This is a genomic window from Paenibacillus naphthalenovorans (assembly GCF_900099895.1).
Lineage (GTDB): Bacteria > Bacillota > Bacilli > Paenibacillales > NBRC-103111 > Paenibacillus_G > Paenibacillus_G naphthalenovorans.
In genome coordinates this window covers 55,143-61,888 of sequence record NZ_FNDY01000028.1, presented here as the reverse complement: position 1 = coordinate 61,888, position 6,746 = coordinate 55,143, and the positions used below count along the sequence as shown (strand labels likewise).

The following is a 6,746-nucleotide window of genomic DNA, read 5'->3' as shown; positions in this document are numbered from 1 at the left end:
TTTGGTGTTGCCTTTTTCCCTGAGTCATCGCGTTTTGGGCCAAAATAATTTCCAATTTCCACGAATCAGGGACTTGACATATTACCGCTGGACTTTCTGTTCCTAAGGGATAGTGAGAATTTATCAAAAACCATCCCTTTGTATCAATCTGTTTTTCTTATACAAAATATTGTCAAAACAGATAGGTTCAATTAGTATACATAGTATAAGCTACCATAAATGGTATTTATCATTGTGAAAAGAGCCGGCCAAGGGAGGCCTTATCAGATAGGCCGCGCATTGTGCTCGTAATCGTATATCCCAAATTGCGATAAGGGGTGACCGAAATGGAAATTCATCAGTTGGAATATTTTCTGGCCGTTGAAAAATACCGCAATTTTTCTACCGCCTCACTGGAAATATGCGTATCCCAGTCAACTTTGTCGCAGCAGATCAAGAAACTTGAGGATGAATTGGGAGTCAAATTATTCATACGCTATTCCCGTTCGGTGCGACTAACCCCTGCCGGCGAGGATTTCCTTGTTCATGCGCAGCGAATCGTATCGGAGATTCAACAATCCAGGGAAACGATTCAGAAGTATATAAGTTTTGATAAGGGGAGCATCAAAATTGGTGTGTTTCCTAATATGGCGTGTTTGGGTTTGAACAAAATTATTACCAGCTTTTTTAGAACTTATCCGGGTATTGATTTTGAAATACATACGGCCAATACGGATGATTTACTGAAGGGGTTACGCGAAAAAAAGGTCAATGTTGCTTTTATTAACTCGCCTTTTCCCAATCATTTTGAAATCGATTTCTTTCCCTTGATGAATGATCATATTGTAATGCTTATTTCCTCCCAACATCCGCTTGCCAATGAATCGTTTGTCGATCTGAGCGATTTATCACGAGAAAAGTTTTTGATGATAAAAACGAATGCCTGGTTTCGTAATACCTTGATTCATGCATGTAACGATGCAGGGTTCGAGCCTAATGTTATTTTTGATACCAACGATGTCGAGATCATACGAAGTTTTGCGGAAGATGGCGTTGGGGTGGCGCTCATGGGATACCGCGTTGCCCGCTGCATGTCCAACCCTAACAATTCTATTGTGCCTATTAGACAAATGTTTGAACGACAAAGCGGTCTGGCCATTCCAAAATCCACACGACCGCCTTTGGCTGCCAGTCTCTTCCGGGACTTTACCCTAAAGGAAATGAGCCGGACTTTAAATTCGTAGTGAGCGTGCTGCGGCCCGTCGAAATAAGTTTCACCATTGCCGGGGGACAACAGTCCCCGGCAATGTTCAATAGAGTAGACGTCGATTCTCATGGTTTATTTCCCACCAGCTTCAATGCTTCATCCAGCATTTCAGTGTTAATGATTTCCTTCGTATCCACGGCTTTGGTGATCAGCTTTTCCTTGGCATACCAGTCGATCTGCGTCTTGATATCGTCCACGTTCATCCTGCCGTCAGGGTCAATGAACGACAATGAGCCCATAATAAGATCTTCCTTCTGCCCCGTATATTTGGCCACGATCTTGATCACTTCGTCATAATTCCCTCCTTTTACCCTTTTGCCGTCTTTTTGAGTCAGCACTGCATCGTAATAGTAACGCGCTCCTTTGATATATGCCTTTAAAAAACGGATGCCCGCATCCTTGTTCGTCATGAATTTCGGCGAAAAGAATATTCCCGACGATTGATAGTCGATTTCATCCGCCACCCACGCAAGCACCCTGCCGTAGCCCTGATTGATCGCTATCGAAGCATAGGGCTCACTAAGGATGATGGCATCGGCGTTCTTGCCCCTTAAGGTTTCCATGACACCGCTTGTGGTGTTCATCGGCACCCACTGAACGTCCTTTGTGGTCAATCCATACTTCTCCAATACACGCCCCAGCATGTAATGGTTGGTACTGCCTATCGTAGTGACAGCGGCTTTTTTTCCCTTCAATTCCTCCACCGACCGGTAAGGAGAATCTTTATGCACGATGACTGCGGAGAAAGGGTAGCCCTTCTGTTCCCTTCCTTTGTCGGATACAATAGTCACTTTTTGTCCGGCCGCCATCATGTTGTACAAATCTGCGGTAAAACCGACCCCGCCTACGTCCAAATCGCCCGATACTACAGCCACATTGACGGCATTGGAGGATTCGAACCATTTCACATGAACTTCCAGGTTCTCTTCTTTAAAGAACCCTTTTTCCAAAGCGATAAACAGAGGCGAATTGCTTGTAAACTTAAGCATGCCCATGTTCAAAGAAACCGGTTCGGCTTTAGCCGGCTCTGGTTTGGCCGGTTCTGTCGAGGTTCCCTGGACTTCCTCCCTGTTCCCGCAACCGAAAAACATTGTCACTAGGAGCAAGAGAACAGCAACTGCCGATATGGACCTTTTTTTCACATGATAAACCTTACCCATACCACCACCCCCTAATGAAAGCGCTTTAATAAATTTACTGTAGCTTATGCTTGGGATCCATTCAATCGTAATTAACGATAGCGGTTATTGCTAACATCGATAAAAGGTGACAAAAAAAGCGCGGCGTATCGGACCATAGTTGCGCATCAGGAGTCTGACTCGTTCAATACGCCTGCCGCCGAAGATATTCTATAACTGGATCAGCGAAAGTACGATGCCAACCGCAAAACCGCACAGCGCTCCGTTCACCCGAATCCACTGCAGGTCCTTTCCGACTTTGTGTTCCAGCATGCGTACCAAGGCTACATCATCCATTTGATCCAAATTTTCTTTCACGAGTTGACCGATGCGATAATGATTCGCTTCCACCCATTCAATCAAGTAAGCTAACAAGCGATTTTCCCAAACGGCCATCGAATCCTGTTCGGGATTGAAATTGCGCACGATCCAGCGGTAAGCAGTAATTACCGCCCTGCCGCCCTTCAAACGGTCTTCCTCCAGCTTGTCCAGCCATTGATTGCGGATTTCACTCAAACGCTCATGCAGGAAGACTGCGCCGCGAGCTCCTTCCAATTGGTTTACGATCCATTCCTTCATATTCGCTACAAGCAACTCGTTATCCGCTAGTTGAGACAGTTGGATGCGGATTTCCTGAACAAGGGTCTTCCGGAAAGCATTATCTGTATGTTGGAGACCCCGAATTCCTGAAAGCATTAAGTTTTGGAGGAAGCTGCCAAGCTTTTCTTCATCCATGAAGCCGACAAATGCCTGTAAAGCAAACCCCGTTAAGCCCCCCGCTTTTACTTCGGAGAGCTTTTCGCTTGCGAACTTTCCCAACATCATCCCGGTATCCGGACGTTTCGCCCAGTCGGATGCTTTATGCAGGACGTAATTCAACGCCTTTTCGTCGAATCTGTTCTCGATCACCTTCGTCAGGATGGCATCGGCTGCAGATTCCACATCCGCTCTTCGGATCGCAGCGGCTATTTCCGACTGAAGATAAGGAATCGCTTTCTCGAGCGGCAACCGGTGAACCCATCGGATCAACAGATCCAATAGGCCTACCCGTACCTTCCGTTTGCCAAGCAGCTTAGCCAGAGAGGATGAAGCGAGCTGCAAAAGCTGGAGCTGCCGGAGTTTGTTTTCGATGCTTTGTTTGTTGAGCAGCTCATTTTCCAACGCCAAAATCAAGGATTGGATAATTTTGTCCCTATTCTTAAGGAGTAAGGATGTATGCGGCACCGGTATGCCGAAAGGATGACGGAAAAGAGCGGTCACGGCAAACCAATCCGCAATGCCGCCGACCAAACCGGCTTCAAAGCCGCCTTTCAACAGAGCAACCAAAGGAGTCTCCTGAAGAAATAAAGTGATTAAAAAGCCGCCGGTCATGAAGGCCAATGACAGTCCGGCCAAATATCTTGAGTTCATCTGCGGCCTCCTTCCGGTTATTTATGGAGATGGTAAGGCACTGTAGCGATCACGACGTAAGGTGATGATCTTTATCTTTTTGCCGATTGTCATTTTCCTCTTCTTCCAAATTCACCGGCAGCCCGGGTAATGCCGGCTACGGGAACGACGATCGTGCTGCCTTTTATCACTGTTTTTTCCTCATCCATGTCGATTCGCAGTTCGTCCGATATGTTCAGGTAGTTATTAAGGAGTTTTGTAAACAAGATCATCACAACAAAAAAACCCTTAAATCTCCAGGAAGAAACTTTACTTATGGTTTCCAAATGTGTTGTTAATCAATCATCCTCCAACCTATCCCGTTTTTAGACAACAAAAAAACACAGAGGCTTGAGCTCTGTGTTTGCCTATCAGCAGACAGCACGTTCAACTCCTCTCTCATACAACGCTTACGAGGTTAGCTGTCGGATTCGGGCTATGAGAGCAGCCCTACGTGCGGAATAAACATGTTCCTGCACGATTCACCCCATGGACATCCAAATATATGTCCTTATTGGTTCCCCCGTTTTCCTGTTTGGAAATTCAGCAAGGTGATATGTTCAATGGTTGAATCTTACACCTTACAGGACAACATTGCAAAGCAAGAAATCGGATAAAACCTTTGCTAGATATGAATTGCTTTGTAAATGAGACGCTTTTATAGATCGCTTTCTTTGTTTTACTTCAAATCTCATGGATTTTCTTTATATTTCAGGATTTTTGCGTTTGCGGGCTGTTGCGGATGCTTGAAAACCAATGGATTGGAGTTGTTTTCCCATTCCTTTTTGTTCCCAGCTGAATTTGAATAAGCCATGGAATAAAGCACATAATAGGGTGCGTATACCAAGTATACCCATGAAAGGGGAATCCTCATGAGAAAAATACTGCAGTGTTCCTTTGTGTTTTCGTTTCTTGTCTTTGTTGATCTTTATGGTGTTGCAGCAGCACAAACCGCACCATTTTCATCGCCGGGAATGCAGGTGGATCAAAGCCATACCGCTTTGGTGATCACAGATCCGCAAAATGACTTTTTAAGCCCGAAAGGTGCAGCATGGAATTTAGTGAAAGACAGCGTTGCTGAAAATCACACGATTGAGAACATTGAAGTATTATTAAAAACAGCAAAAAAGAATAAGTTTAAAGTATTTGTGTCCCCTCATTACTATTATCCCTATGACCAAAAATGGTTATTTGGGGGTGCTATGGAACATGTGATGCACGATATCAAAATGTATCAGCGAAAAGGTCCATTATCGCTTGAAGGCTATCAAGGTTCGGGTGCCGACTTTCTGGATAAATATAAGCCTTATCTAGAAGATGGACAAACCATTATCACCAGTCCGCATAAAATTTTCGGACCCGAAGCCAACGACTTGGTTTTGCAGCTGCGAAAACAGGGAATAACCCGCGTCATTCTTGCAGGTATGTCCGGAAACCTGTGCATTGAATCTCATATGCGCGAACTCATTGAACAAGGATTTGAAGTGGCCGTGGTTCACGATGCCACAGCTTCCGCAAAAATAAACGGCTTGGATGGGGAGAAGGCTGCAAAAACCAATTTTCGCATGATTGCCAACGCTTCATGGTCAACCAGGGAGACTATAGAGAAAATGAAATCCATTCAAAGATAAGCCTCCAGTTTGGAGGCTGCCATATCCCGCAGCTAATTTAACTCCGAATTAATATTCCTCTGACAATGGATTGATAAATATGAGGTATTTTAAAACTATATCCAATTGTTGAGGAGGGGTATGATGCGAATTGCTTTATTCTCCGACACCTTTTGGCCCCAAATGAACGGGGTTGCATTGACGTTAAAAAGACTGGTCGAACATCTGGAAAAATGAAATATTTCACTCCGGATTTTTGTGCCCAAATGCACGGAGGAGGATTTTTTCACAAGCAATATCCTGTCTTTTAGCAGCCTCCCCTTCATCCTCTATCCGGAATGCCGGATTGCGCTTCCCAATTATTTCACGATCCACAGCCAGCTCCAGCAATTTCAACCCGACCTGATCCATATCGCCACGCCCTTTAATATAGGGCTTTGCGGTCTTTATTATGGGAGAAAATATGCTATTCCTCACGTTGCCTCTTACCACACGCACTTTGACCGCTATCTGAATTATTATCACCTGCAATTCGCCTCTTCCCTGTTATGGCGCTATATCCGCTGGTTCCACCAATCGTGTCTGGCCACCTTTGTTCCGTCCGTTGAAACGGCCGGAAAATTGGAAGAACATGGAATTCGAGACGTGGCCTTATGGAAGCGCGGAGTGGACTGCCGTCTTTTCAACCCCGATAAAAAAACCGGATTGATCCGCGAAAAATATAAGATCGACGAACGTTATATTTTCCTATATGTTGGCCGTTTGGCACCTGAGAAGGATTTGGACATTTTGCTTGAAACGATGAAGAAATTACCCGATTATGTTAGCGGCAATGTCCGCTGGCTGTTGGTCGGCGACGGCCCGCTGTTGAAAGATTTGAAAGCGGAAGCTCCATCGAATGTTACTTTTACCGGTTATATGAAAGGAGAGAATCTAGCCGAACTGTATGCGTCGGCCGACTTGTTCGTATTCCCTTCCGGCACCGAAACCTTTGGCAATGTGGTACTGGAATCTATGGCATCAGGCACTCCCGTCATCGGAGCCAAAGCTGGCGGGGTACAGGAAATCATTCAATACGGCAAAACCGGCCTGTTATGTCCTCCCCGTAATTCCGATGCTTTCGCAAATGCGATTACATCTATGCTGGAATATCCGGACCGGTTATGGGATTTTGGCCAGGAAAGCAGGCTTTACGCCCTTTCCCAATCGTGGGAAGCTATTTTTCCTCCTCCGATACATTGAAATCCTGAACGCTGACCCCACAAAACGAAAAACCTTTTCCGC

The 6,746-nt window shown here is 45.3% G+C and carries 6 protein-coding genes and 1 riboswitch; of the genes, 3 read left to right on the top strand and 3 right to left on the bottom strand.

What is annotated here, in order from left to right:
* Positions 1–326: 326 nt before the first annotated feature.
* A complete protein-coding gene (locus BLT35_RS20400) occupies positions 327–1,223 on the top strand; it encodes a LysR family transcriptional regulator (protein ID WP_074729627.1) in 897 nt (298 codons plus the stop codon).
* A gap of 88 nt (positions 1,224–1,311) precedes the next feature.
* Here BLT35_RS20400 and BLT35_RS20395 read toward each other — a convergent pair whose 3' ends face one another.
* The 3 genes from BLT35_RS20395 to BLT35_RS27145 form a co-directional block, all read right to left on the bottom strand.
* Positions 1,312–2,406 carry an ABC transporter substrate-binding protein gene (locus tag BLT35_RS20395; protein ID WP_139170835.1) on the bottom strand — a complete coding sequence of 365 codons (1,095 nt, stop codon included), beginning with the start codon at positions 2,404–2,406 and terminating at the stop codon, positions 1,312–1,314.
* Between the two features lie 189 nt (positions 2,407–2,595).
* On the bottom strand, positions 2,596–3,834 hold the full coding sequence (locus BLT35_RS20390) for a DUF445 domain-containing protein (RefSeq protein WP_074729626.1): 1,239 nt from the start codon (positions 3,832–3,834) through the stop codon (positions 2,596–2,598).
* An 89-nt stretch (positions 3,835–3,923) separates the two neighbouring features.
* Positions 3,924–4,079 carry a hypothetical protein gene (locus BLT35_RS27145; protein ID WP_175472025.1) on the bottom strand — a complete coding sequence of 52 codons (156 nt, stop codon included), beginning with the start codon at positions 4,077–4,079 and terminating at the stop codon, positions 3,924–3,926.
* A gap of 164 nt (positions 4,080–4,243) precedes the next feature.
* Positions 4,244–4,411: riboswitch (cyclic di-AMP (ydaO/yuaA leader) on the bottom strand.
* Between the two features lie 313 nt (positions 4,412–4,724).
* Here BLT35_RS27145 and BLT35_RS20375 point away from each other — a divergent pair.
* Both BLT35_RS20375 and BLT35_RS20370 read left to right on the top strand, forming a co-directional pair.
* Entirely contained in the window at positions 4,725–5,483 is a 759-nt protein-coding gene (locus tag BLT35_RS20375; protein WP_074729623.1) for a cysteine hydrolase family protein, read from the top strand.
* Positions 5,484–5,720: 237 nt separating this feature from the next.
* Positions 5,721–6,704: a glycosyltransferase family 4 protein gene (locus BLT35_RS20370; RefSeq protein WP_175472024.1), complete on the top strand. Its 984-nt coding sequence runs from the start codon at positions 5,721–5,723 to the stop codon at positions 6,702–6,704.
* Positions 6,705–6,746 lie beyond the last annotated feature (42 nt).